The following is a 23,465-nucleotide window of genomic DNA, read 5'->3' on the forward strand; positions in this document are numbered from 1 at the left end:
CATGGCGGGGCGAGACCGCAAGAATTCGCTGAAAGCTCTGTTTGGGGACGCTGCGACGCCGTCGGGCGATGTGAGCAATCTGGCTGTCTCGATCAATCCCGAAGGCGCGTCGCAGCCACCGGCCGTCGAGCAGGCTGCGCCTCCGCCGCGCGCCGCCTCCGGTGCCATCAAGGCCATGGGCCTGTCGCTCACGAACATTACCCGCGAAGCGGAAGAAGCCCGCGTGCTCCGCCAGGCTCTCGAAGAAGGCGAGCGCATCGTCTCGCTCGACACCGAGAAACTGTCCGGCTCATTCGTCAGCGATCGTCTCAGCGAGGAAGAGCGTGACGATCCAGATTTTCTGCAACTGGTCGACAGCATTCGCGAAAGCGGCCAGCAACAGCCGATCCTGGTGCGTCCGCATCCCGAGACACAGGGCCATTACCAGGTCGCCTATGGTCATCGGCGGCTCCGCGCCGTGCACCGCCTCGGCCTGAAGGTCAAGGCGGTTATCCGCAATCTATCCGACAGCGAACTGGTGCTGGCGCAGGGCAAGGAAAACGCAGAGCGGCGGAACCTGTCTTTCATCGAGCGCGCGCTGTTCGCCAAGGCGCTGATTGCGCGCGGCTTCGAACGCAAGATCGCCTGCGACGCGCTGGCGGTGCAGAAGAGCGAACTGTCGCGTCTGCTGCAGGTGGCGGACAGCGTGCCAGACGCCCTGATCCGCGCCATCGGCCCGGCCCCGAAGATCGGTCGCGAACGCTGGATGGCGCTCGGCCAGTTGTTCGACGATGATGCGGCGAAGGGCAAGGCGGAAACGGAGATCGCATCGGAGCGCTTCAAGACTTCGGCGAGCGACGAGCGGTTCCAGATGTTGTTCCAGCGACTGTCGCGCAAGAACCGTTCGGACAAAACGGCGCCGGAAGCGCTGACTGCGCCTGACGGCAAGGTGTTCGCCCGCGTCAACCGGCAGGGAAAGACCGTAAAAATCGAATTCTCCGCTGACGCCGATCAAGCCTTTATCGAGGCGGCGATCGAGCGCATGGCGGAGGACTACGCGCGGTTCATCGCGAAAGCGGGATCGTGACGACAGGCCGCGGGGGCTGAAAACAGCCCCTGTGGCGGCATTGAGACGAGAGAAAGGAAGCATCAAGACAAGAAAAAAGGCCCCAAAACGTCGCCATTTCGGAAGCCCTCTTTGATGTAGCAACCCAAGAGAATCACTTCCCAAGGTCAAAGTCAAGAGTCGGCCGCGCTTTTCGTGCGCTGCGAAGTTCGTTCGTTGCCTCCTGCGGAGCCTTTCGCAGACGACGAACTCTTTGTTGCGTCTTGAATTTTTCGGCTTTGGACCCTCCGCAGGCATATTTGCGGGGAATGCTGACCTGTGCCCCGCAGAAATGCCGTTTCAGGCCTCCTTGTCTTCTTGATCAGGGGACTGGACATGATCGAACGACCTGGAACGACGCCTTTCGGCGGCGGCAAGATGTCTGCGCGCCTTTTCAAGCGCCAGATCGACGTGGCCGAACGGCAGCAGGCGCTGCAGGGCGGCGAAGGCGGCAATGAAACCGGCCGCGCCGACAAATGGCGGCTGCTGAGGGCGCTCACGGAAGCCAAGACGCATTATGGTCTGAACGACCGGGCGATCGCCCTTCTCGAAGCGATGGCGAGCTTTGCCGCCGAGCGCGAACTCGACGGTTCCAAGCCGATCATCGTCTTTCCCTCCAATCGCGAATTGTCCTTGCGCGCGCGCGGCATGTCGCCGGCGACCATCCGCCGGCATGTGGCGGCGCTGGTCGAAGCCGGTCTCATCTTCCGGCGCGACAGCGCCAATGGCAAACGCTATTGCCGGCGTGGTGATCACGGCGCCGTCGAAGAAGCCTTCGGATTTGACCTCGCCCCTCTGGCGCTGAAGGCGGATGAAATCTTCGCCCTTGCCGAACAGGCGCGGGAAGACGAGAAACTGCTTCGGGCGATCAGAAGCGAAGTCACTCTCCATCAGCGGGACATCGCCAAGATCGTCGAGATCGCGCTGGAGGAAGGGCGGGCAGGGGACTGGCTCGATTTCTCCACCCAGCTCGCCAGCATCCGCTCCAGACTGACGCGGAAGACAGAGATTGAGGCTCTCCGTCAGACGAAACTCGAACTTAACCTGCTGAGACATAAGGTGGAAACGCTATACCTCGAAGCGCTGTCTGAAGAAGAATTGAGCGCCAATGACTCTCAGAATGAGCGTCACTATCAGAATTCAAAATCAGATCAGGCATTTGAATCTAACGGCCAAGAAACAGAAGAAGCGGAAGCGCCTCAGCGTAAAGCCTTGGTGAGCTTGGCGCGATTGCAAAAGGTCTGCCCGCAAATATTGGATTATGCCCGGGAGGGCGTGAGAGGCTGGAGCGATCTCATCAAGACGGCGGATCTCGTCCGCTCGATGCTTGGGGTTTCGGCGGACGCCTGGCGCAAAGCCCGCGCCGCCATGGGCGAGGAAGCCGCTGCTGTGGTGATCGCCGTCATGCTGGAAAGGGCCGAAGAGATCAAATCGCCGGGCGGATACCTGCGGAACCTGACGGACAAGGCCGAAGCCGGCGCCTTCAGCATCCTGCCGATGCTTCAGGCGCTCGAGCGAAAGACAAAATAATCAGGCGGCTCGCGGCTTATCGGTGTTCTGACCAATCCGAGGCGTGCAGCATGGCTCGCAGCGCCTCGATGTCAGGGGTGAGCGGCCTGTCGTCGGCATAAACAGCAGCCTTTTCGCGGACCTCGCGATAGAGGCGATCGGTTTCGGCGGCGCGCTCTCCTTGTCCGGTCACGACATCCTGGGCTTGCGCCGCAGCAAGCAATTCGATGGCGAAGATGTATTCGGCATTGTCGATCGCGGCGAGAAGCTTGTTGACCGCCGGCGTCGGGTTGGCCAGGAAATCCTCCTGCAGCGCCGAGGTCACGCCGCCATCCACCGAAGCCGGCATGGCCAGCCGGCGATTTTCATTGGCGAGGCCGGCCGCCGTATATTGGGCGATCATGAAACCGGAATGCGCGCCGGCATCCTGGGCGAGGAAGGCGGGCAGGCCGCTGACCAGCGGATTGACGAGACGATCGAGGCGACGTTCGCTCATGATCGAGAGTTGGGCCAGCGCGATGGCGAGACTGTCCATGGCTTGGGCGAGATGCGGCGCCACCGCATGCGCTTCAGATTGGACATGAGGCTGGTCGGGCGTTCCCGAGACGAAGGGATTGTCGGTAACCGAGGCCAGTTCCTGATTGACGACGCCGGCCGCCGCGTTGAAGACGTCGCGCGCTGCGCCATGAACATGGGGAATGGCCCTGAGACTGAGCGCATCCTGGGTGCGGCGACCTTTGGCGGCAGCGATCAATTGGCTGCCGGCGAGACTGGTCTCGATCTTGCGGGCGACCTCCAGACTGCCGGGGGAGGGGCGCACGGAAACGGCGAATTCGGAAAGCGCATCGATCTGCGCGCCTCCGGCTTCGAGCGTCAGGGCGGCAATCGCATCGGCCCAATCCAGCAAGCGGACCATACGAAAAACGGCCAGGCTCGAAAGACCGGTGGCGCAAGCCGAACCGTTGACGAGGCTCAGGCCTTCCTTCGCTCTGAGAGTGAGAGGCGTCAGGCCGATTTTTGCGAGCGCCGTTCTTCCATCGAGGATTTCCCCGTTCAGTTCGGCCTTGCCCTCGCCGATCAGAACCAGAGCGATAGCGGCGTTGTGGGTGAGATAGCCCACCGACCCGCGCGACGGCGTAACAGGCGTCAGGCCGGTTTCGAGAAATCTGAGATAGTAGCGGATGATGTCTGGCCGGACTCCTGATTTGCCATGGGCAAAATTGTTGATCTGGGCGGCGATGATTGCGCGTACTTCCGGTTTGGGAAGCGCCGGGCCGACGCCTGCGGCGTGGCTGAGCACGATATGCCGGGACAAGGCTGCCTGTTGTTCGCGGGTGACGACGCGATCCGCAAGAGCCCCGACGCCAGTGGTGATCCCATAAGCGCGCACGCCGCTCTCGACGATGGCGTCCACGATGGCGCCCGCCTCTTCGACCCGTGCCCAGACATTGGGAGCCAGCTCGAGCATTTCGCCATGAGCGATGCGAGCGACATGCGGCCAGGCCAGCGTGTCTTTGAGAAGAACGGTCATTTCGATGCTCCGGATAGGGTCTGGGCGGGCGGTGTGAAGCGGGCGACGAGCGCGTGTCGATCGCCGGGATAGGTGAATTTCACATGCGTGACGGGACCTGCGCCGCTCCAGGTGCGACGCTCGACCGCGAGGCAGGCGGCGCTTTTGTCGATGTCGAGCCGGGCGGCGACCTCCGAACTCGCCGATATGGCCGTGATGCGATGCTCTGCGGCGCTCCACGGCACTTCCTGGAGAAGCCAGGGCCCGGGGGCGTTTTGGGAGAAATCCGGCTTCGCGGCTTCTGGCACCGTGTCGAGATTGATGATCCGTTCTTCGAGGCAGAAGGGGCGGTTTGCCGCGAAATGAAGGCAGACGATGTCGGCGACCCGCGCCCCAGCGGTCAGTTCCAGGCGCTTGCGGTCATCAGCCGTCGCCTTGCGGGTGACGAAGCTGGCGATCTCGTAGCTATAGGCGAGATTGAGGCTCTGAACCTCCGCCTTGATGTCATGAATTTCGAGAATGGCAGACTGGGCCTTGGGAAAGGCGACGAAACTGCCGGACTTCTTACGCCGCTCGATCAACCCGGAATTGGCGAGCTGAGTCATGACTTTGTTGACCGTCATCCGCGAACAGCCGTAGTGTCCGGCGAGATCCACTTCGAAGGGGATGCGATGACCGGGCGGCCATTCTCCCGAGACGATGCGCGTCTCGATGTCGCTCAGAATTTTCTGGTGCAAGGATTCCTTGCTCGTTTCCATGGATCCGCCTCGTGTCCTGTTTCCGGCCGCGCTTACACCGCCTGTCGATCGCCGGAAAGATCAGGCGGCGAGAAGTCTCGCCATCGATGCGTGAAAGCGGCGGCTGATGGCGTCGCGCTGAAGATGGCGGCCGCCTTCGACGCGTTTGACGCCAGCGGTCCAGACCGCATCGACTCTGAGGCGGCCGGCGAAGATCCAGTGATCGAGGATCTGGTCGTCAGTAAGATGAGGCGCTTCCGACAGATCGAGACTGACAAGATCGGCCGTGTCGCCAATCGCGATCGATGCAGCTGCGCCGAGCGCCTGTGATCCGCCAACGAGCGCGCCATCGAACAGCCGCCGACCCGTCGAGCCGCCTGATGGCGCAATGACATTGCGGGCGCGGAGCGACAGACGCTGGGAATATTCGAGCGTCCGGAGTTCCTCGGAAACGGAAATCAGAACATTGGAGTCCGATCCGACGCCGAATGCGCCGCCATGCTCCAGAAAAGCGGGCGCCGGGAAGACGCCGTCGCCGAGATTGGCTTCGGTGATCGGGCAAAGACCGGCCACGGCGCCCGACCGCGCCATGGCTTCGGTTTCCGCCCCAGTCATATGGGTGGCGTGGATCAGGCACCAGCGACCATCGACCGGCATATTGGCAAGCAGCCATTCCACCGGCCTTGTGCCCGACCAGGCGACACAGTCTTCGACTTCTTTCACCTGCTCTGAAATGTGGATGTGAACTGGCCCGCCTTGGGCGAGGGGCAGGATCAATTTTAACTCTTCCGGTGTTGCGGCGCGGAGGCTGTGCGGCGCGATGCCGAGGCGTGCGCCTGGGAGCTGTTCGATGCGAGCGCGGCAGGCCTCCATCAAACGAGCATAGCTGTCGATCGAGTTGATGAAGCGCCGCTGTCCGTCGATCGGGGCTTGGCCGCCGAAGCCGGAATGGGCGTAGAACACCGGCAGCAAGGTCAGATGTATCCCGGCTTCGCTGGAGGCCGCCATGATGCGATTGGCGAGTTCGCCGATATCTGTATAAGCCGCGCCGTCCTTGTCGTGATGCACATAGTGGAACTCGCCGACGCGGCCAAAACCGGCTTCCAGCATTTCCATGTAAAGCTGCGCCGCCACGGCTTCCATGTCCTCGGGCGTCATGGTCAGCGCGAATTTGTACATGATGGACCGCCAGCTCCAGAAATTGTCGGCGCCCGGCCCGCGAAGTTCGGCCAGTCCCGCCATGGCGCGCTGAAACGCATGGCTGTGGAGGTTCGGCATCGCGGGGATGAGGGCGTCGCAGGTTTCATCGCCAGGTTCGGCTGACACCCCGGTTTCCAACTCCGCGATCCGTCCATCCGCAAGCGTCAAACGGACGTCTTTTTCCCAGCCGGAGGGGGTGAGGGCGGTCTTGGCGTGAAGTCGGGTCATCGGCGTCTTCTCCGGTTGTCTGGTCCCAGTTGACGGCGGCTTGAAAATTTCGCTTGCCTGTCGATTATTATGTATATACATGAATTGGAAAGATTGAAGCGGAATATCGAGCATGGACCAGATTTTTTCGCGACCAAACGCGCTCTACAAAAACGCCCGCATCGGAACCATGGACCCAACCCGCGAGGGTCTCGGGATCATCGACAGAGGCGCGCTTCTCGTGCGGGACGGCCGGATCGCCTTTGTCGGCGAGGAAGGTGATCTTCCCTCCAGCGAAATGCTGACCGATACGGCTGTCTATGATCTCGAGGGCCGGTGGGTCACCCCAGGCCTTGTCGATTGCCACACCCATATCGTCCATGGCGGCAACCGCGCCCGCGAATTCGAAATGCGGCTCGCCGGCGCCAGCTATGAGGAAATCGCCCGCGCCGGCGGCGGCATCGTCTCCACCGTCAGCCAGACCAATGCTCTGACCGTCGAGCAACTGGTCGAAGCTTCTTTGCCGCGGCTCGACACGTTGATCGCCGAAGGCGTCACGACGATCGAAGTAAAGTCCGGTTACGGGCTTACGATCGAAGGTGAACTCAACATGCTCCGCGCCGCCCGTCGGCTCGGCGACATCAGACCGGTGCGAGTGGTCACCAGCTACCTGGCGGCGCATGCGACGCCGGCGGCCTATAAAGGCCGCAACGCCGATTACATTGCCGACGTCGTGCTTCCGGGCATGGCTCAGGCCAAAGCAGAAGGGCTCATCGACGCTGTGGACGGCTTCTGCGAAGGCATCGCCTTTTCGGTCGCCGAGATCGACACCGTCTTCCGGCATGCGCGAGACCTTGGCCTCCCGGTGAAATTGCATGCCGAGCAGCTTTCGAACCTCGGCGGCGCCAAGCTCGCGGCATCCTTTGGCGCGCTTTCGGTGGATCATGTCGAATATCTCGATGACGAAGGTGTTGCCGCACTTCAGGCGTCGGGCACGGTCGCAGTGCTCTTGCCCGGCGCTTTCTACGCCATTCATGAAACCCGCAAGCCGCCGGTCGCCGCGCTCCGCTCGGCCGGAGTGCCCATCGCCATCGCGACCGATTGCAATCCCGGCACTTCGCCGCTGACCTCGCTGCTGCTGACGATGAACATGTCGGCGACGCTGTTCGGGTTGACGGTGGAAGAATGCCTCATCGGCGCGACCCGCAACGCCGCCCGCGCTCTTGGGATTTCGACTGAAACCGGATCTCTCGAAGTGGGGAAATCCGCCGACTTCGCCGTTTGGGATGTCGAGAGCTTGGCCGAACTCGTCTACCGCATCGGCTTCAATCCGCTGCTTCTGCATGTCTTTAAAGGCGAAAGGATCTCGCTTTGACCATCACGCTCCATCCCGGCTCCGTGCCGCTCAGTGACCTCGAAACGATTTTCTGGACGTCAGATCCTGCACGGCTCGATCGCTCTTTTGATGCGGCGATCGAGAGAGGCGCGCGCCGGATCGCGGAAATCGCCGCCGGCAACGAGCCCGTTTACGGCATCAACACCGGCTTCGGCAAACTCGCCTCGATCAAGATCGACAGCGCCGATCTCGCCACCTTGCAGCGCAATCTCATCTTGTCGCATTGCTGCGGCGTCGGCGCGCCGCTCGCCGAAAACATCGTCCGGCTGATCATGGCCTTGAAGCTGATCTCGCTTGGCCGCGGCGCCTCCGGCGTCCGCCTTGAGCTTGTCCGGCTGATCGAGGGCATGCTGGAAAAAGGTGTAACCCCGGTCATCCCTGAAAAAGGCTCGGTCGGCGCCTCCGGCGATCTCGCGCCCCTCGCGCATATGGCGGCGGCGATGATCGGCGAGGGCGAGGCCTTCTTTGAGGGCGTGCGGATACCTGCCGCTGACGCCTTGGCGAAGGCCGGTCTTAAGCCGGTGGTCCTCTCCGCGAAAGAAGGTTTGGCGCTGATCAACGGCACGCAAACCTCGACCGCTCTGGCGCTTGCCGGATTGTTCCGCGCCCATCGCGCTGCGCGCTCGGCGCTGATCACCGGCGCTCTGTCGACCGACGCCGCCATGGGCTCCTCGGCGCCGTTCCACCCCGACATTCATACGCTGCGCGGCCACAAGGGCCAGATCGACGCGGCGACTGCGCTCCGTTCGCTGCTGGCGGGATCCGAAATTCGCGAAAGCCATCTCGATGGCGACGAACGCGTGCAGGATCCCTATTGCATCCGTTGCCAGCCGCAGGTCGATGGCGCCTGCCTCGATCTATTGCGCATGGCCGCCCGCACGCTCGAAATCGAAGCCAATGCGGTCACCGACAATCCGCTCGTGCTTTCGGACAACTCGGTCGTCTCTGGCGGCAATTTCCATGCGGAGCCTGTGGCGTTTGCCGCCGACCAGATCGCCATTGCGATCTGCGAGATTGGCGCAATCGCCCAGCGTCGCATCGCGCTTCTTGTCGACCCCGCGCTGTCCTATGGACTGCCAGCCTTCCTCGCCAAAAAGCCGGGTCTCAATTCCGGCCTGATGATCGCCGAAGTCACCTCCGCTGCTTTGATGAGCGAAAACAAGCAGATGTCGCATCCGGCCTCGGTGGATTCGACCCCGACGTCGGCCAATCAGGAAGACCATGTCTCCATGGCTTGCCATGGCGCGCGCCGCCTGTTGCAGATGACCGACAATCTCAACGCCATCATCGGCATCGAAGCGCTGACAGCGGTGCAGGGCGTTGAATTCCGCGCGCCGCTGCGCACCAGTCCGGAACTCGAAAAGGCCATGGCCGCCGTCCGCGCCGTCGTTCCGACGCTTGAAGTCGACCGTTACATGGCGGGCGATCTCGATGCCGCCTCCTGCCTCATCGTCGAGGGCGGCCTGACCGAAAGCATCTCGCCCGGGCTCCTGCCGCGGCTCGAAAGCTGATTTTCCAATACACGAACAGAGGGAACCGACATGACCGCCAATCCCCGTCACAATATCCGCGACGTCCGGGCCGCCACCGGCACGGAACTGACAGCCAAGGGCTGGATGACCGAAGCGCCGCTGCGCATGCTGATGAACAATCTCGATCCCGGCGTCGCCGAGCGGCCGCATGAACTCGTCGTCTATGGCGGCATAGGCCGCGCCGCCCGCACCTGGGATGACTTCGACAAAATCGTCGCGACGCTCAGGGATCTGAACGAAGACGAGACGCTTCTGGTGCAATCCGGCAAACCTGTGGGTGTGTTCCGCACGCATAAGGATGCGCCGCGCGTGCTGATCGCCAACTCCAATCTCGTGCCGCATTGGGCGACCTGGGACCATTTCAACGAGCTCGATAAGCGCGGCCTGGCCATGTATGGCCAGATGACTGCGGGCTCCTGGATCTATATCGGCACCCAGGGCATTGTGCAGGGCACGTATGAAACCTTCGTCGAAGCCGGTCGCCAGCATTACGACGGCAATCTGACGGGTAAATGGATATTGACCGGCGGCCTCGGCGGCATGGGCGGCGCCCAACCGCTCGCCGCCGTCATGGCCGGCGCTTGCTGCCTGGCGGTCGAATGCGATGAAACTCGCGTCGATTTCCGGCTCCGCACCCGCTATCTCGACGCCAAGGCGCATACGCTGGACGAGGCGCTCGCACTGATCGACCAGTGGACCAAGGCGGGCGAGGCGAAATCGGTGGGCCTGATCGGCAACGCCGCCGATATTTTCCCCGAACTCGTGCGCCGCGGCGTCCGCCCGGATATCGTAACCGACCAGACCTCCGCCCATGATCCGATCAACGGCTATCTTCCAGCCGGCTGGACAGTCGCCGAATGGCGCGCCAAGCAGGAGAGCGATCCCAAATCGGTCGAGAAGGCCGCCCGCGCCTCGATGAAGGTGCATGTCCAGGCTATGGTCGACTTCTGGAACATGGGCGTGCCGACGCTCGATTACGGCAACAATATCCGCCAGGTCGCCAAGGACGAAGGGCTTGAAAACGCCTTTGCTTTCCCGGGCTTCGTGCCGGCCTATATCCGTCCGCTGTTCTGCCGCGGCATCGGCCCGTTCCGCTGGGCTGCCCTATCGGGCGATCCGGAAGACATCTACAAGACCGACGCCAAGGTCAAGGAACTGCTGCCGGACAACAAGCATCTGCATAACTGGCTGGACATGGCGCGTGAGCGCATCGCCTTCCAGGGCCTGCCGGCGCGTATCTGCTGGGTCGGCTTGGGCGATCGCCACAAACTCGGCCTCGCTTTTAACGAAATGGTGCGTAACGGCGAACTCAAGGCGCCCGTCGTCATCGGCCGGGATCACCTCGATTCCGGTTCGGTCGCCTCGCCGAACCGCGAAACCGAAGCGATGAAGGATGGTTCGGATGCGGTCTCAGATTGGCCGCTGCTCAACGCGCTGCTCAACTGCGCCTCGGGCGCGACCTGGGTGTCGCTGCATCACGGCGGCGGGGTCGGCATGGGCTATTCCCAGCATTCGGGCATGGTGATCTGCGCCGACGGCACGGATGACGCAGCGCGCCGGCTGGAGCGTGTTCTCTGGAACGACCCGGCGACCGGCGTCATGCGTCACGCCGATGCCGGCTATGACATCGCGCTGGATTGCGCGGCCGACAAGGGTCTGCGCCTGCCTGGCATTCTGGGCAACTGATGCGCATCCTCCGGCGGGACGACTATCGGAAAATGCCGTGGAAGAACGGCAAGGGCGTGACGGAAGAGGTCGCGTCCTTTCCAGAGGGCGCGGCGCTCGATGAGTTCGGCTGGCGCCTGTCCATCGCGCATGTGGCGGAGGATGGGCCGTTCTCGGTCTTTCCGGGGATCGACCGGACGATAACCCTGCTCTCCGGCAATGGCATGACGCTCGATCTGCCCGACGAGAGCGTCAAATTGCAGATTTCCGGCGAGCCGTTTTCGTTTTCCGGCGATCTCGTCATTTCCAGCCGAAATCATGGCGGAGCAACGGTGGATTTCAACGTCATGACCCGTTGCGGCGTCTTTGCTCACTGTGTTTCACGGCGTCCGGCGGGGTTGACGACTGCGGCGAGCCTCACCTTTCTCGTCGTCCTGCATGGCGGACTGGCGGTGGAGGGGAGGGAAGTCTCCCAATGGGACGTCATCCGCCTGGAAAAGGGCGAAGCCGTGATGGTCGAAGGCGAGGGCGAGGTGCTGAAGATCGAAATCACCCCGGCTGAGCGGTCGTCCGTCTGACGATCCTGACAGGGTGACGGGCTGGAGCCTCTCGTGGTCTCCGCCGCCGCGATTGTTTCGACTTCAGGCTTGCGGAAGTTCGGCTTCTTTCGCGATAACGGAGCGCGCAGCTCAGGCCAGCGAGGCGATCAGGCTCTTCAGTTCCGGCTCATCCACGCGCCGGGCCGCTTCGAGAATGGGCACCCATTCGGCGATCCGTTGCCCTGTTTCCGAAAACAGTTCGGAATATCTGTCGACGACGATGCGGTGAACCGCCACCAGGCAAACCACGCCTTCCTTCGGTTTGACATAGACATAGCGTCCCAAGGGCTTCGCTTGCACCACGCCTGAAACGCCCGCTTCCTCAAAGGCTTCCCGGGCGGCAGCCTGTCCGCTTCTTTCCTTCTTTTCAACCGCGCCTTTCGGCAGCACCCAGCGCTTGGAATCGCGGCTGGTCACCAGCAAGACTTCGGTCTTGCCTTCGCCATCGGCGCGCAGACAGAGCGCCGCGGCCTGTTCGACCAGCCGGCCGTCGCGTATATCGCGGGTCCACGGGGCAAGTGTGGAGAGATAGCTATGCACACGAATCCTTGCGCTAATGTCTATCTGATTAGACAATACCGGACTTAGCGGTTCAATGCCGCGCTTCGCAACAGAAAATTGCCCTTGATCGCCCAAGGGCAGGTCGCGCGCCCTTTTGGTCACACCGGCCATCTCTTATTTGACTGGTTGGAAAGTGAAAGTTGGTGCGGCCGCCCGCTCCTCCGCGCTTCACGCACGGGCGGCCGCTTTCGCCTGCGCACAGCCTCGCGGTCGCCTCGGAAAGGGCTCCGGCGCGAATTGTGGACAGTGGCGAGATGGTTAAGCAGTTGTTAATGGATAATCTATCGCGTCTTTCAGGAATCGCAAGATGCAAAAATCGCTTTCGCAACCGATTGCGCGCGAAGCGATCGACGGAGTGTTCGAACGCAGCGCTGTCGACGGGATCTGGCGCTATTTCACAAGAGGCCATTTCCTAAATCGAACGCGGCGCGAGCCCTCAAGCGTAGATCGCCATGAGCTCAGCGCGATGCCTCTTCATGGCGAGATAGGCGGCGTAATCGCGTTCGTGAAGCCGCAGGGCGTTGGGATCTGGAATGATGACCTGACGTCCGTCAGGATAAGTCGCTGATCGATTGTCGAAGATTGGACGCATATTTGCAGCGCGCATTGCGTGCAATGCGCAACCGAACAGAATCGAATCTCTATTGGCCTCGGTAACCACCGTTTTGCCTGTGACATTGGCGTAGAGGGTCGGGATGAGCGGATGGTTCACAAAGCCGCCGGCCATCAACAACGTGTCGATCCGATCGCTTCCCGGCATGTTGGCCAGGCTGTCGCGGATCGAGCAGGCCAGGCCGACACAGGCCCGCCAGAACAATTTGCAGAGGCTTTCGAAGCTTTCGTCGAGCGTCAGTCCCGCCAGGGTTCCGGTGAGTTCCGGGTCGGTGACCGGAGATCGCGCGCCGTGGAAATCAGGCAGCACGGTCAAGGGAGCGCCGTAGGCTGGGCCTTCCACTACAAGTCTGTCCGCTATCGCATCCAGAAGGAACATAGGAGATGGCGGCGATGCGCCTCGAGCAGCGGGATGCATGCGGACCAGATGATCGAGCAGCGCGCCCGATGCGGATTGTCCGGCTTCCATGAGCCAGAGATCAGGTAAGGCGACATCACGAAACCCACCCCAGCATCCAGCCTTTGTCTGCGGCTCGCGATCGAAGCGGATCACGCAACTCGATGTTCCGGCAATGAGTGCGGCCTTGCGGTCGAAATTCTCGCCGTCTTCGGACGCGAATACGCCGACCGCGCCGGCATAGGCGTCGATGAGACCGGTCGCAACGAGGCAGGCGCGGCCGAGGCCGAGTTCATTCGAAGCAGTCTCGCTCAGTCCTCCGATGATTTGGCTCGGGCGCGTAGACTTCTCTGGAACTCCTGCTTTTTCGGCAAGATCGGAAAGGCCGATGCGGCGATAGAAATCGTCCGGCCGCGCGCCGGGCGCTGTGGGGTCATATCCCCATTTCGAAGCGAGCGGCGAGTGCGAACGGGCGGAGGAACCGGTGGCGCGCCAGGTGAGATAGTCGCAGAGATCGAAGATCTGGCCGGCTTGCGCCCAGGCTTCGGGCAGATGTCGTTTCAACCAGAGAAGTTTCGGAGCCTGCATTTCCGGCGAAAGCCTGCCGCCGAAGCGCATGACGACAGGATCATCGGCAAGCGAGCACTCCGCCGCTTCTGCGCGGGCGCGGTGATCCATCCAGAGCATGGTGTCGAAGGAGCCGTTTCCGGATGCGGAGATAGATATCGGTCTCCCGTCGCTGGTCCTCGTCACCAGAGAGCATGTGGCGTCGAAGCCGATCGCGGCGATATCGTCGGGGGCGAGACCGGATGTCAGCCGCGCATCACGCACGGATTGACAGACGGCTTTCCAGATCTCTTCGCTGTCCTGCTCATAATGCAGCGGTTGTGGTCGATTGAGCCCGATGGGCGTCACCGCCCGCGCCAATTGCCGTCCGGCGAGATCGAAGACGCCGGCGCGCGCGCTGCCGGTGCCCACATCCACCGCGATGACATGTTCACCCATCAATGCCGTCTTTCGCTCTCCTCGCCTGCTCGGCAAGGTGCAGCAAATCGCCCATGGCGTCAAATCGCTGATCGGGTTCGAGCGATTTGATGGCGGCGTGGTAACTCTCGCTGCTGGCATGCGAGCCGCCGGAAAAAGCGAAGACCGTCATGCCGGCTGCGCGCGCCGCCTGAATTCCCGCGGGACTATCCTCGATCACGATGCTGCGTTCGGGGGGAAAGCCCAGTCGAGCCGCTGCATGGAGAAAGAGATCCGGCGCGGGCTTGCCGCGCGCCACCATGGTGGCGCTGAAAATACGCGGAGAAAAGCGGTTGTAAAGCCCGGTTACCTCAAGGCTCTTGGCGATCCGCTCGGGCTGGCTGGACGAGGCGACGCAGTAGAAGAATCCGGCAGAGGCCAGCGCATCCAGCGTCTCGGCTATCGCCGGGATCGGCTGCAGCTCCGCTTCGAAACGCACGAACAGCCGTTTGCGCATCCGGTCCGGGAAACCCTCCGGCAAAGCCACGCCGAATTCCTGGCGAATGAGGGCCGTCATGGAGGACAGGCTTCGACCGAGAAAGCGATCCGAGATCGCGTCGGCGTCGAGCGCGACGCCTTCCTCGGCCAGCATGTCGCGCAGGACGTCGAGCGCGATCGGCTCGCTATCGACGAGAACCCCGTCGCAATCGAAGATGACTAACCAATCGCCGCCATGTTCCTGTGTCGTCACCCGCCAAGCGTCCCGTCAAGATAGGCGGTCAAAGTCGCCGCCGCGCCTCTGTCCCGCAGACTTGCGAGCGCCTGACCGAAGCGGGCGACGAATTGCGGGTTTACACCCACATCGCCGAAAATATCGCCGAGCGCAAGAAAGGCTTTTGGATCTTGGCGCGAAGCGAGCGCGGCAGCCTGCAATCTCTCGGCGCTCGCATCGTTGAACACGATGGCCGTGCCGCTGTCCGACACACCTTCGAAATATCTGCACCACAGCGCGGACACGAGCGCCAGACCGACGACGTCAAGGCCCTTGGTGAGGCGATCACTGGTGGACGGCAGGATGAATTTCGGCTGGCGATTGGAGCCGTCCTGGGCGAGACGCGGAATGGTGTCGCCGATCTTGGGATTGGCGAAACGACGCTCGATCAGGTCGAAATAATCGCTGAGGCTGGTGTTCGGCACCGGCGGAACGACGGGAATGATCTCGTCATGCTCGAGTTTGGCGAGGAAGGCGCGGATGAGCTCATTCTCCATCGCTTCATGGACGAAGTGAAGGTCCATCAATGCGGCAGGATAGGCGATCGCCGCATGGCCGCCATTGAGGATGCGCAATTTCATCAGCTCGTAAGGGGCGACATCAGCCACGAAGGTCGCACCGACATCTTCGAAAGCGGGGCGGCCGAGGGGGAAGTTATCCTCCATTACCCATTGCTTGAACTCCTCGCAGAACACCGGCCAGCCGTCTTCGACGCCATAGGCGTCGCGGGCGATGTCGATTTCCCGCTGCCCGGTCGCCGGTGTGATGCGGTCGACCATGGAGTTGGGGAAGGCGACGTGTTCATGGATCCAGTGGGCGAAATCCGGATCGGACAGCTTGGCGAGGCCGGTGACGGTCGCCTCAGTCACTTCGCCATTGCCTGGAATATTGTCGCAGCACATCACGGTGAAAGCCGGAACGTCCTTGGCGCGACGCGCCTTGAGCCCGGCGATGATCAGGCCGAACACGGTTTTGGGATGACCGGGGTCAGCGGCGTCGGCGACGATCGCCGGGTGCTTCGGGTCGAACTTGCCGGTGGCGGGATCGATGAAATAGCCGCCTTCGGTGATGGTCATCGACACGATGCGGATCTTGGGATCGGCGAGCGTCTCGATGATGCGGTCGAAATCCGGTGCGGTAACGATGTCGATCATCGGGCCGGTGATCGTGGCTGCAGAGCGGTTGACGTCCTGTTCGACGACGGTCGTCAGATAATCCTGGGCTTGAAGCGTCGCCTTCATCTTGGCGTCGGAGGCCATGACACCGGCGCCGATGATGGCGAAATCGAGCGCCTTGCCCTCGTTCATCAGCTCATGGAGATAGACGGCCATATGGGCGCGATGGAAATTGCCCACGCCGAAATGCACGATGCCGGCCGAAAGATCTTTGCGGCGATAGCGGGGAACCCCGGCATTGGCCGAAAGCGTTTGGAGATTGGCGAGCGAGAGTTTGGTCATGGGCAGTCTCCGATCCTGGGGTCTGGGAGCCTCAGCTCATCCAGTTGCCGCCATCGACATTGTAGGTTTGCGCAACGATGTAATCGGCCTCGGAAGAGGCCAGAAACACCGCCATGCCGGTCAGATCCTCGGCGCGCCCCATGCGCCCGAAGGGCACGGAGTCTCCGACGAGCTTCTTCTTCTCGCCCAGCGGGCGGTTTTCGTGCTTGGCGAACAGCGCATCCACGCCGTCCCAATGCTCTCCGTCCACCACGCCCGGCGCGATGGCGTTGACGTTGATGCGGTATTTGATGAGATCGAGACCGGCCGACTGGGTGAGCGAGATGATCGCGGCCTTGGTGGCGCAATAGACCGCGACCAAAGCTTCGCCGCGACGGCCGGCCTGGCTCGCCATATTGATGATTTTGCCGCCCTTGCCGCGCTTGATCATCGATTTCGCCGCCGCCTGCAGCGTGAAGAGCGAACCCGCGACATTGATGGAAAACAGCGTGTCGTAGCTCTGGCGAGTGATCTCGACGATGGGCGCGAGATCGAACAACGCCGCATTGTTGATGAGGATGTCGAGGCCGCCGGTCTTCGCCTCGACCGCGGCGATCGCCGCATCGATCGAAGCCTGGTCGGTCACGTCCATACCGATGGCGTAGGCGGAGGCGCCGAGTTCCGATGCGGTCTGCTCAGCGCGTTCGAGATTGATGTCGGCGATGGCGACGGTTGCGCCCTCGCGGATATAGGCCTTGGCGAAGGCGCGGCCGATGCCGCGCGCGGAGCCCGTGATCAGGGCCGATTTGCCGTCCAGTCTTTTCATCGGATTGCCATTCCCTTGTCATTGAAGCGGTGAATTCGGCGTTCGTCGGGCGAGAGATAGACTTCATGCCCATGCCGGAATGTGGTGTCGCCATCGGCGCGCACCGTCAGGCTGCCGGCCTTTTCGGTATGGATATGGAGGAATGTGTCGGAGCCCAGATGTTCGGTGACGCCGACCTTGCCCTTCCACAGGCCTTCGGTGGTGGATAGCCTGACATGTTCGGGGCGGATGCCGATCGTATGCGCGCCATGCGGGCCGGCTGCTTCGCCGGTGACGAAATTCATGCGCGGCGAGCCGATGAAGCCGGCCACGAACAGATTGTCCGGCCTGTTGTAGAGGTCCATCGGCGAGCCGACCTGCTCGATATTGCCGGCCTGCAGCACGACGATCTTGTCGGCCATGGTCATCGCCTCGACCTGGTCATGCGTCACATAGATCATCGTGGCCCCAAGCTGCTGGTGCAGCTCGGAAATCTCCAGCCGCATCGAGCCGCGCAGCGCCGCATCCAGGTTGGACAAGGGCTCGTCGAACAGGAAGGCCGAGGGTTCGCGGACAATGGCGCGGCCGATGGCGACGCGCTGGCGCTGGCCGCCCGAAAGCTGGCCGGGCCGGCGTTCGAGATAGTTGGTGAGATTGAGAATGCGCGCGGCGTCCTTGACCTTCTTGTCGATGGCGTCGGGCGTCATGCCGGCCATCTTCAACGGGAAAGCGATGTTCTTGTAGACGCTCATATGCGGATAGAGCGCATAGGATTGGAACACCATGGCCAGACCCCGCTTGGCGGGAGGCGTCTTGGTGACATCCTTGCCGTCGATTTCGATATGGCCGGACGTGGTGTCTTCGAGACCGGCGATCAGCCGCAGGAGCGTGGACTTGCCGCAGCCGGAGGGGCCGACGAAAACGACGAACTCGCCGTTTTCGATGGAGAGGTCGATGCTCGGAATGACCGTGGTCGCGCCGAAGGACTTATTGACCTTCTTGAGTTGGATCGTGCCCATGGTGATGTCTCCCCTTAGTTTCTTATTTCACCGCGCCGAAGGTCAGGCCGCGCACCAGTTGTTTTTGCGAGAACCATCCCATGATCAGGATGGGGGCGATGGCGAGCGTAGACGCTGCCGAGAGCTTTGCCCAGAACAGGCCTTGCGGGCTCGAGAATGAGGCGATGAAGGCAGTCAGAGGCGCGGCGTTGGTGGTGGTCAGCCGGATCGACCAGAAGCTTTCATTCCAGGCCAGGATGATGTTGAGCAGCATGGTGGAGGCGATGCCCGGCACCGCCATCGGCGTCAGCACATGCACGATCTCGCCCCAGAGGGTTGCGCCATCCATGCGGGCGGCTTCGAGGATCTCGCCCGGAATTTCCCGGAAATAGGTGTAGAGCATCCAGACCACGATCGGCAGGTTGATCAACATCAGCATGACCGTCAGGCCGATGCGGCTGTCGAGCAGACCGAAGTCGCGGAAGAGCAGATAGATCGGCACGAGCACGGCGACCGCCGGCATCATCTTGGTGGACAGCATCCACATCAGGATGTCCTTGGTCTTGCTGGTTGGCGCGAAGGCCATCGACCAGGCGGCGGGAACCGCGACCAGCAGCGCAAGGATCGTCGAGCCGACCGACAGGATCACCGAATTCATGAAAGGCTTGAAGTAATCCCGTTGGGTCTGGACCTCGACATAATTTTCGAAGGTTCCCGATGGGATCAGGCTGAAGCCCTGGATCGCCTCGTTCTCGGTCTTGATCGAGGTGATCAGCGTGTAGAGGATCGGAAAGAAGATCAACAGCGCCACCGCCCAGGCGGCGAGAGTGAAGACGGCTTTGCGGCGGGTGGAAACGGCGCGGGCCATGGGTCTCTCCTTACTTATCCAGGTTCTTGCCGACGGCGCGCATCAGGAAGAAGGCGACGATATTGGCGAGGATGACGGCGATGATGCCGCCCGCGGAGGCCCCGCCCACGTCATAGCCCAGCAGCGCGGTGCGATAGATCAGGAAGGCGATATTGGTGGAGGCGTAGCCGGGACCGCCATTGGTGGTGACGAGGATTTCCGCATAGACGCCGAGCAAGAAGATGGTCTGGATCAGGATGACCACCGTGATGGCGCGCGAGAGATGCGGCAGCACCAGATAGATGAAGCGGCTCCAGACGCCGGCGCCGTCCATTTCGGCGGCTTCCTTCTGCTCGCCGTCGAGCGATTGCAGCGCGGTCAGCAGGATCAGCGTCGCAAACGGCAGCCACTGCCAGGCTACGATGATGATGATCGAAAACAGCGGATATTGGGCAAACCAATCGACAGGCTGGAAACCGAGCGAACGATTGATGTCGGCGAGCACGCCATAGCCGGGATGCATGATCATGTTTTTCCACACCAGCGCGGCAACCGGCGGCATGACGAAGAAGGGCGAGATCACCATGATGCGGACGAGACCCTGGCCCCAGATCTCCTGATCCAGCAGCAGCGCGATGAGAATACCGCCGATGACGGTGATCAGCAGCACGCCGCCGACCAGCACGAGCGTGTTGTAGATCGACTGGAAGAAGGCCGGGTCGGTATAGAAGAAGCGATAGTTGAACAGGCCGGTGAAACCGACATTGGCCGGGTTGAGCAGGTTGTAGTTCTGGAAGGAGAACCACAGCGTCATCGCCAGAGGCACGATCATCCAGATCAACAGCAGCCCCACGGACGGAGCCATCATTGCGCGCGCGAGCGTTCTCGTCTGTTGCGTCGCCATCGTTTCCTCCCCTGAGCAGCCGGATGGTGAATTGCCGAGTCAATGAATGTCGCGCTTGAGCGCGGAATTGTTCTTGGAAAAAGGCTGCCCGGAGGGGCCGGGCAGCAAGGTCAGGCCTGGGGGCCCGTGGATTACTTGATGTAGCCGGCGCGGGTCATTTCGCGTTCGGACACCTGCTGAGCCTGGGCCAGCGCGTCATCGACGCTCATCTGGCCGGCAAGCGCTGCCGAGAACAACTGACCGACGGTCGTGCCGAGACCCTGGAATTCAGGAATGGCCACGAACTGCACGCCGACATAAGGAACCGGCTTGACGGTCGGCTTGGTCGGATCGGCCGCGTTGATGGAGTCGAGCGTCATCTTCGCAAATGGCGCGGCCTTCTGGTATTCCGGGTTTTCATAGAGCGAGGTGCGCGTGCCCGGGGGAACGTTGGCCCAACCTTCCTTGTCGGCCACGAGCTTCAGATAGTCCTTGCCGGTCGCCCAGGCGATGAACTTCTCGGCCGCTTCGACCTTCTGGGAGCCGGCGGGGATCGCCAGGTTCCAGGCCCAGAGCCAGTTGCCGCGCTTGCCGAGACCGTTGTCGGGAGCCAGCGCATAGCCGACCTTGTCGGCGACGGTGGAGGCCTTGGGGTCGGACACGAAGGATGCGGCGACGGTCGCGTCGATCCACATGCCGCATTTGCCCTGCTGGAACAGCGCCAAATTTTCGTTGAAGCCGTTGGAGGACGCGCCCTGCGGCCCGGCGTCGTTCATCAGCTTCACATAGAAGTCGAGCGTGTTCTTCCATTCCGGCTGGTCGAACTGCGGCTTCCAGTTTTCGTCGAACCAGCGTGCGCCGAAGGAGTTGGACATGGCCGTCAGGAAGGCCATGTTTTCGCCCCAGCCGGCCTTGCCGCGCAGGCAGACGCCGTTCACGCCGGTGGCGCGATCGGTCATCTTCCGGGCAGCGTCGGCGATGAAGTCCCAGGTCGGGGCGTCGGGCATCGTCAACCCGGCCTTTTCCATCAGGTCCTTGCGATACATGACCATCGAGCTTTCGCCGTAGAAAGGCGCGGCATAGAGCTTGCCGTCCACGGTCAGGCCGCCGCGGATGGCGGGAAGCAGGTCGTCGACATCGTAGTCGGCGCCGAGATTGTCGAGCGCGACGAGCCAGCCCTGCTTGGCCCAGATCGGGGCTTCATAGGTGCCGATGGTCATCACGTCATACTGACCGCCCTTGGTGGCGACATCGGTGGTCACGCGTTCGCGCAGAACGTTTTCTTCGAGCGTCACCCAGTTCAGTTCGATGCCGGGGTTTTTCTTGGTGAAATCGTCCGTCAGCTTCTGCATGCGGATCATGTCGCCATTGTTGACGGTGGCGATCGTCAGCGTCTCGGCGTTCGCGAGGCCAAACATCGCCAGGGCCGAGCTTGCGCCCAGCAGGAAAGTCTTCAGGTTCATGGTCTTCCTCCCAGAAGAGAAACTTGAGCAAATGCCATGCTCATGGGCAGATATTCACTTCGCCCCGAAAACTGTCAATAGGGAATCTTTTTTGCAGCGCCGAAACGGCGCTGCAAACAATTGAAAATATTGATATAAAAATAGCTACTGATGGTTCGCCTCTGACAATGGCGGACGCAGGCAGATGAAGCGGGAAGGGAAGGGGAAGCGCCGATCAGTCGGCGAGCAGCATCCGCGCGGCGTCTTCGTCGGTGATCAAGCCGTTGATCTTGCCGCCCAGAACGGCCGCCTTGATCGCCTTGTGCTTGCGGGCGCCGCGCCCCAGACCGATGACCGTCGAGGCCTCGCGGGAGGGGATCGGCAGGCTGGCGACGCGGTCGTTGACCGGGTGGTCGAGAAGAGCGCCGTCCGGCCCGAAGATCCAGCCGCAGATCTCGCCCACCGCGCCTGCGGCGAGCAAGTCTTCCATCTCGCCCTGCTTCAGGAAACCGTCGACGAGCAACGGCGCGTTCAGCGCCATTTCGCCGATGCCGACAAAGGTGACGTCGGAATGTTTGCCGAGATCGATGGTGGTGGCCATCAGCGGCTGGCTGTGCATCAGGTCGCGTTCATTCCGCGAGGAGACGATGACCGGCAGCGGCATCGGGAAATGCGGCGCCTTCACCGCATCGGCCATCGAGAAGATGACGTTGAAATAGGCGGCCGATCCGTCCGGGCTGATATTGCCGGTGAGCGATACAATCTTGTGTTGCGGACAGTCCATCGGCGAAAGCTGGTCGATCACGGCGCGCAGCGTGCGGCCTGTGCCCATGGCGATGACCTGCGGTTCGCTGCGCTTGAGCCAGCGTTCGAGCTCGGCGGCGCCGGCTTCGGCGACGCCAAGCGGTGTGTTTCCCGCATCCGGATCGCTGGGCACCACCTCGACCTGCTTCAGGCCATAGCGGTCCTTGATGGCCTCGGCAAATTCTAGACAAGCGGCGATGGGGTGATCGAGCCGGACCTTGACCAGCTTCTCCGCCACCGAGAGTGAAATCAGGCGTTGTGCACTCTGTCGCGAGATGCTCATGATCGCGGCGATCTCGTCCTGGGTGCGGCCGGCGACATAATAGAGCCAGCCGGCGCGCGCCGCTTCATCTAGACGTCCCTGACTGTCCGGTCGCTTCGCCATGATCTCTCTGCCTGCCTATCAGCCTGTCGGCCATGTGCTGCCAAGTTTCTGACGACCTGTCAAATATCTTCAGCCGCTCTCGCCTTCCACGAAGCTCATCGGCCAAAGCTGGCGTCGCGGCGCTTCGGGATAGTGCTCGCGATAGGCGGGCATGGCGGCCAGCAGGCTTTCCGCCAGTGCCGCCCCGAGATCGCGCAGCGACAGATCGAAATAGGTCAGGCTCGGGGCCAGGAACTCGGCCTGCGGGCTGCGCATGCCGATGACCGCAATGTCGCGGCCGGGGTAAAGGCCGACTTCCGCGAGGCCCCGATAAAGGCCGAGCGCGATGGACTCGCTGACCAGCAGCACGCCATCAGGGCGCTTTTCCGCCTTGAGGATCTGGCTTGCCACGTCATAGCCGCCTTTTTCGCTGGCGGCGGCGTGGAAGATCCGCGCGTCGGGCAGATCGAGGCCATATTCGGCAAGCACGGCGCGGCAGCGCTCGATATAGACATAGCCGAGATTGAGATCGCCATGCGGCCAAACGAAGGCCAGATCGCGTTTTCCACGCTCGACCATGCGCCGCACAGACCGCTCCGCCATGCCTTCGAAATCGAGATCGATCCAGGGCTGGTCGACATCCGTCAGGCTTCGCCCGAGCGTGATGAAGGGGATGTTGCGCCTCGCAAGGTATTCGAAGCGGGCCTCGTGCCTGCGGGTGGCCGACAGGATCACGCCATCGGCGAAGCCGCGGGCCACCATGCGCTTGAGATATTCGTCCGGATCTTCCTCCGACGAACAGAGCATCGCCACGAGATCGAGGCTGTGCCGGGCGAGCACCGTCTGGACGCCGTCGAAGACGCTCATGAAAAACGTGTCGCCCCGGCCGGTGATCTCGGGCCCGGTCTGCATCATGAAGCCGATGACGCCCGTCTCACCCTTCCTCAGCGCCCGGCCCGATTGATTGGCCACGTAGCCCAGTCGCTCGGCGGCGTCGAGCACACGCTTTCGGGTTTCGGGATTGACGTCCGGCTTGCCGTTCAGGGCGCGAGAGACGGTGCCGATCGAAATCTTGAGATGCTCGGCGAGTTGGCGGATGCCTGTCATGCGGTCTCGATGCGCTCCGTGATCGTTTACGGAAA

20 protein-coding genes are annotated in these 23,465 nt (G+C 62.2%); 6 read left to right on the forward strand and 14 right to left on the reverse strand.

The features are described 5' to 3' along the window. The first annotated feature begins 1 nt into the window (after position 1). Positions 2 to 1,066 carry a plasmid partitioning protein RepB gene (gene repB, locus E8Q41_RS08125; RefSeq protein ID WP_137155024.1) on the forward strand — a complete coding sequence of 355 codons (1,065 nt, stop codon included), beginning with the start codon at positions 2 to 4 and terminating at the stop codon, positions 1,064 to 1,066. Between the two features lie 354 nt (positions 1,067 to 1,420). Further along, positions 1,421 to 2,614: a plasmid replication protein RepC gene (gene repC / locus E8Q41_RS08130; protein ID WP_137155025.1), complete on the forward strand. Its 1,194-nt coding sequence runs from the start codon at positions 1,421 to 1,423 to the stop codon at positions 2,612 to 2,614. Positions 2,615 to 2,630: 16 nt separating this feature from the next. Here repC and hutH (E8Q41_RS08135) read toward each other — a convergent pair whose 3' ends face one another. Genes hutH (E8Q41_RS08135) through E8Q41_RS08145 form a run of 3 tightly spaced genes read right to left on the reverse strand, consistent with a single transcriptional unit; the run spans position 2,631 to position 6,268 of the window. Next, positions 2,631 to 4,124: a histidine ammonia-lyase gene (gene hutH / locus E8Q41_RS08135; protein ID WP_137155026.1), complete on the reverse strand. Its 1,494-nt coding sequence runs from the start codon at positions 4,122 to 4,124 to the stop codon at positions 2,631 to 2,633. Beyond that, positions 4,121 to 4,861 (reverse strand): histidine utilization repressor, encoded by a 741-nt coding sequence (gene hutC, locus E8Q41_RS08140; RefSeq protein ID WP_137155027.1) that lies wholly within the window; start codon positions 4,859 to 4,861, stop codon positions 4,121 to 4,123. Before hutC ends, hutH (E8Q41_RS08135) begins: the two co-directional genes overlap by 4 nt. 60 nt (positions 4,862 to 4,921) lie before the next feature. Continuing rightward, positions 4,922 to 6,268, reverse strand: a complete 1,347-nt coding sequence (locus tag E8Q41_RS08145) for a formimidoylglutamate deiminase (protein ID WP_137155028.1) — start codon at positions 6,266 to 6,268, stop codon at positions 4,922 to 4,924. Between the two features lie 112 nt (positions 6,269 to 6,380). Between E8Q41_RS08145 and hutI the strand changes: the two genes are divergently transcribed. Genes hutI through E8Q41_RS08165 form a run of 4 tightly spaced genes read left to right on the forward strand, consistent with a single transcriptional unit; the run spans position 6,381 to position 11,418 of the window. Further along, positions 6,381 to 7,622 (forward strand): imidazolonepropionase, encoded by a 1,242-nt coding sequence (hutI, locus tag E8Q41_RS08150; protein WP_137155029.1) that lies wholly within the window; start codon positions 6,381 to 6,383, stop codon positions 7,620 to 7,622. Continuing rightward, positions 7,619 to 9,154 carry a histidine ammonia-lyase gene (gene hutH / locus E8Q41_RS08155; RefSeq protein ID WP_137155030.1) on the forward strand — a complete coding sequence of 512 codons (1,536 nt, stop codon included), beginning with the start codon at positions 7,619 to 7,621 and terminating at the stop codon, positions 9,152 to 9,154. The genes hutI and hutH (E8Q41_RS08155) overlap by 4 nt, the downstream gene beginning before the upstream one ends. A gap of 30 nt (positions 9,155 to 9,184) precedes the next feature. Next, the gene (hutU, locus tag E8Q41_RS08160; protein WP_137155031.1) at positions 9,185 to 10,861 is read left to right on the forward strand and encodes a urocanate hydratase; all 1,677 of its coding nucleotides are present in this window, start codon (positions 9,185 to 9,187) and stop codon (positions 10,859 to 10,861) included. Beyond that, positions 10,861 to 11,418 (forward strand): HutD family protein, encoded by a 558-nt coding sequence (locus E8Q41_RS08165; RefSeq protein WP_137155032.1) that lies wholly within the window; start codon positions 10,861 to 10,863, stop codon positions 11,416 to 11,418. The genes hutU and E8Q41_RS08165 overlap by 1 nt, the downstream gene beginning before the upstream one ends. 111 nt (positions 11,419 to 11,529) lie before the next feature. Here the strand turns inward: E8Q41_RS08165 and E8Q41_RS08170 are convergent, their stop codons facing one another. The 11 genes from E8Q41_RS08170 to E8Q41_RS08220 form a co-directional block, all read right to left on the reverse strand. Then, positions 11,530 to 12,111: an NUDIX domain-containing protein gene (locus tag E8Q41_RS08170; protein WP_137155033.1), complete on the reverse strand. Its 582-nt coding sequence runs from the start codon at positions 12,109 to 12,111 to the stop codon at positions 11,530 to 11,532. Positions 12,112 to 12,436: 325 nt separating this feature from the next. Beyond that, entirely contained in the window at positions 12,437 to 14,014 is a 1,578-nt protein-coding gene (locus tag E8Q41_RS08175; protein WP_137155034.1) for an FGGY-family carbohydrate kinase, read from the reverse strand. After that, positions 14,007 to 14,723 carry an HAD family hydrolase gene (locus E8Q41_RS08180; protein ID WP_137155035.1) on the reverse strand — a complete coding sequence of 239 codons (717 nt, stop codon included), beginning with the start codon at positions 14,721 to 14,723 and terminating at the stop codon, positions 14,007 to 14,009. Before E8Q41_RS08180 ends, E8Q41_RS08175 begins: the two co-directional genes overlap by 8 nt. Then, entirely contained in the window at positions 14,720 to 16,201 is a 1,482-nt protein-coding gene (locus E8Q41_RS08185) for a mannitol dehydrogenase family protein (protein ID WP_137155036.1), read from the reverse strand. Before E8Q41_RS08185 ends, E8Q41_RS08180 begins: the two co-directional genes overlap by 4 nt. A gap of 31 nt (positions 16,202 to 16,232) precedes the next feature. Next, positions 16,233 to 17,006: an L-iditol 2-dehydrogenase gene (locus E8Q41_RS08190; protein ID WP_137155037.1), complete on the reverse strand. Its 774-nt coding sequence runs from the start codon at positions 17,004 to 17,006 to the stop codon at positions 16,233 to 16,235. Beyond that, positions 17,003 to 18,004, reverse strand: a complete 1,002-nt coding sequence (locus tag E8Q41_RS08195; protein ID WP_137155038.1) for an ABC transporter ATP-binding protein — start codon at positions 18,002 to 18,004, stop codon at positions 17,003 to 17,005. The genes E8Q41_RS08190 and E8Q41_RS08195 overlap by 4 nt, the downstream gene beginning before the upstream one ends. A gap of 22 nt (positions 18,005 to 18,026) precedes the next feature. Continuing rightward, on the reverse strand, positions 18,027 to 18,851 hold the full coding sequence (locus tag E8Q41_RS08200; RefSeq protein ID WP_137155039.1) for a carbohydrate ABC transporter permease: 825 nt from the start codon (positions 18,849 to 18,851) through the stop codon (positions 18,027 to 18,029). A gap of 10 nt (positions 18,852 to 18,861) precedes the next feature. Then, positions 18,862 to 19,734, reverse strand: coding sequence for a sugar ABC transporter permease (locus E8Q41_RS08205; RefSeq protein WP_137155040.1), 873 nt, complete (start codon positions 19,732 to 19,734; stop codon positions 18,862 to 18,864). Between the two features lie 131 nt (positions 19,735 to 19,865). Further along, positions 19,866 to 21,176, reverse strand: a complete 1,311-nt coding sequence (locus E8Q41_RS08210) for a sugar ABC transporter substrate-binding protein (RefSeq protein WP_137155041.1) — start codon at positions 21,174 to 21,176, stop codon at positions 19,866 to 19,868. A 214-nt stretch (positions 21,177 to 21,390) separates the two neighbouring features. Further along, entirely contained in the window at positions 21,391 to 22,344 is a 954-nt protein-coding gene (locus E8Q41_RS08215; protein WP_137155042.1) for a sugar-binding transcriptional regulator, read from the reverse strand. Between the two features lie 69 nt (positions 22,345 to 22,413). Continuing rightward, positions 22,414 to 23,430, reverse strand: a complete 1,017-nt coding sequence (locus E8Q41_RS08220) for a LacI family DNA-binding transcriptional regulator (protein WP_137155043.1) — start codon at positions 23,428 to 23,430, stop codon at positions 22,414 to 22,416. Between the last annotated feature and the right edge of the window lie 35 nt (positions 23,431 to 23,465).

This window comes from Rhizobium sp. FKL33 (genome assembly GCF_005222915.1).
Classification (GTDB): Bacteria; Pseudomonadota; Alphaproteobacteria; order Rhizobiales; family Rhizobiaceae; genus Rhizobium_E.